The sequence below is a fragment of the Pseudoflavonifractor sp. 524-17 genome (genome assembly GCF_009935845.1).
Classification (GTDB): domain Bacteria; phylum Bacillota; class Clostridia; order Oscillospirales; family Oscillospiraceae; genus Pseudoflavonifractor_A.
Map to the genome: position 1 here is coordinate 1 of NZ_QWEK01000106.1, position 2,655 is coordinate 2,655.

The following is a 2,655-nucleotide window of genomic DNA, read 5'->3' on the forward strand; positions in this document are numbered from 1 at the left end:
TTGTCCACTCCTTATTCTCTTGATTATATACCCAATCCTTGAGAATGGGGTGTCAACTTTTTTTATACCACATCATATAAACCCTTGCCCTGTGGATTTTCGTGTCTGCAACGCCTTAAAAATCAAGCCTTTTCAAACCCTATTGCGTAACATTCCATTCTGTTCTTTGGGAGAGGTCGGGGGCGCGGGGGCAGAGCCACCGCAAAACCTACAGACAGCCGCCGAAGTAGTGCAGACGGTTTTGCCGTTAGAATGAAGCGGACGAAAGCAGGGGGCAGGGTTGTCAAATCCTGTTCCCCGTTTTCGGCGGCAAAATGGCAACGGCAAAAATCCAGACGGTCAAGGGTTTAAGAGTAGAGATTTTTTCGCGCGCTTTGCGAAAAAATACTACTCGCCCCTTGACGGTCAGGATAGGCGGAACGGGGCAAAGTGCAGATTGCTTTTTCTGAATGGGCGTGGTATAATTTCTCCAGTATGAACAGACCGATAAATCATATTTTATAAAGGAGTTGCATATATGTTTGAAAAAATGAGTAAAGCACTTACAAGAGAAGATATAGCGGAAATTGAAGTAAATCTGGGACTTGCATTTCCAGAAGATTTTGTAGAACACTATCTGTCCTATAATGGTGGAATACCTACAAAGCCGTTTTTCTATTTTGAAGAGGAAGATATTGAAACAGAGGTTCAAGTTTTTCTCCCATTAAAATATCATTATTGTGATATTCCCATAAGAACAACGGAGGAAAAATATTTATTTTTCAAAGGGAAATCCCCATTGATGACCTCTTATTTTCCCTTTGCAAATGACTATGGAGCTAATCCGATTTGTGTTAATTTGGAGAACGGAGGAGTCTATATTGTGTATATGGATTTGGGAGAATTGGAGGATAGATGCTTCTGCCGTATTGCAGAGAATTTTCGGGACTTTGTAGAATCTTTGTCTGAAGATAGCATAGACGATTAGGGTTCACTCTACAATTTGCTGTTTATCGGTCTAATAAAACTCCAAAACAAGATGGCAAGACAAACATTGACTATCCCGCCGCCCCGTCTGTTACTGTTCTATATCCTGCGCCCTGTTTGGTTGCCGTTCCCTCTGTTCCTGCCGCAAGATACTGTAAACGCTCTTTCTGATTTTCTCCGCTTCTTTTACTTCCTCTTTCAATGCAAGATACCGCTGATTAAGCGTTTTCCTCTCGGCGGTCAGCTTGGTGTATTCTTCTTTCCATGCCTTTGTCTGGATTGTGGTCTTGCCGTTCATCACGCCTTTGAGATAGTCTTTTGCTGTTGTGAATAGGATTTGCTCGGCTTCGGTCAGCGGCTTTTTCCCCTTGTACCTGAAATAAATGTCGGCTTGCTCTAAGTGCTTTTTCAGAGTGGCAAGCCGCCGTTCAACGGGTTTCAGTTTCCCTTGAATATCCAGTTGTTCCCCTATCATGGACTTGAATTTTTCATCAAGCCCCGCCATATCCATGATGTTATTGGTTTGCAGGAAATTCAGCATTTTCGCCGCGTCTTTGAGGTTATACAGCGATTGGGAATATCCCTGTTTTCCCGCCTGTGCCTTGCGTGACAGTATGCCTTGAATGTAGTCGGCAAGGGTGGGCGGCTCGGTGTTCTCGGTTTCCTCTTTTAGCCAGTCTTGCAGTTTGGAGATACGCGCCTTTAACTGCCGCAAACGCTTATTTGTTACCTCGATTTCGCGGTTGAGGTCGCCGCGCTCGGTGCGGATGCCGCGCTTCTCCATAGCGGAAGCGGCAACGCCTAAATGGACGGTGGGTATCTGGTCTATCCCTTGCCGTTCATAACTACGGTGGTCTACACGCTCCTCGTGTCCGTTCTGCTCCAAACACTGGTTGCAGAGTTGCGCCCATGCCGCCCGCCACTCCTCGGCTTTGGTCTGCTCGTTCCAATCGGTAGCGGGAATGGACTTGCATTTGTACTGCCGCTTCTTCGGGTCATAGATTTTATTCCCGTCCCTGTCAAGAATGTACTCCTTTTTCTGTTTCGCTCCCCACTCGCCGCGCTCGTCAAAAGGGCGCATAGTCAGCATGATGTGGGCGTGGGGGTTGCCGCCGCCTGTGTCGTGTAGGCATACATCGGCGCACATTCCCGCCGTCACAAAATGCCGCTTTACATACTCGCGGACAAGGGAAATGCCTTGCTCCCTCGTCAGTTCGCGGGGTAAGGCAATTTCAATCTTCCGCGCAAGTTGGGCGTTCTTCGCTTTCTCGATTTTCTCCACTTCGTTCCACAAAACCGCCCTGTCTGAAAAAGCGGCGGGGGCGTGGTCGGGGAGTAAAATCTCCACATGGACGACACCGCCCTTGTGGGTGTAGTCGTGGGTCATTCCGTCAAACTGGTTTGTGATTTTCTCCCCCGCCCGGTAAGCGGCGGCGGCAACAGCGGACTTGCCCTTGCCGCGGGATATGACTTTGATACTGCAATGATAGATTGCCACGCGCCGCGCTCCTTTCTGCGGGTGACTCCCGCCGTTCTCTTTTGTGCCGGCAGGCACAAAACGCCGTCTGCAAGACCGCACATACCACAATTCATTGTGGTATATAAGTGCGCCTTGAACGAACCCGCTGACGCGGGGGTTTTACAAACAGACCAACTTTCCTGTACACTTGAAAAACGGTGCGTATACCG

Annotated in this window: 3 protein-coding genes; 2 read left to right on the forward strand and 1 reads right to left on the reverse strand. The window is 48.3% G+C overall.

The genetic code is table 11. The annotated features are described in order from the left end of the window. Positions 1 to 517 precede the first annotated feature (517 nt). The gene (locus D1159_RS18650) at positions 518 to 967 is read left to right on the forward strand and encodes an SMI1/KNR4 family protein (RefSeq protein WP_161847090.1); all 450 of its coding nucleotides are present in this window, start codon (positions 518 to 520) and stop codon (positions 965 to 967) included. Positions 968 to 1,057: 90 nt separating this feature from the next. Here the strand turns inward: D1159_RS18650 and mobQ are convergent, their stop codons facing one another. After that, positions 1,058 to 2,434, reverse strand: a complete 1,377-nt coding sequence (mobQ, locus tag D1159_RS18655; RefSeq protein WP_347563735.1) for a MobQ family relaxase — start codon at positions 2,432 to 2,434, stop codon at positions 1,058 to 1,060. Here mobQ and D1159_RS20325 point away from each other — a divergent pair. Next, positions 2,315 to 2,655: hypothetical protein (locus tag D1159_RS20325; RefSeq protein WP_347563736.1), on the forward strand; the 341-nt coding region annotated here is incomplete at its 3' end. The two genes, mobQ and D1159_RS20325, sit on opposite strands and share 120 nt — an antisense overlap.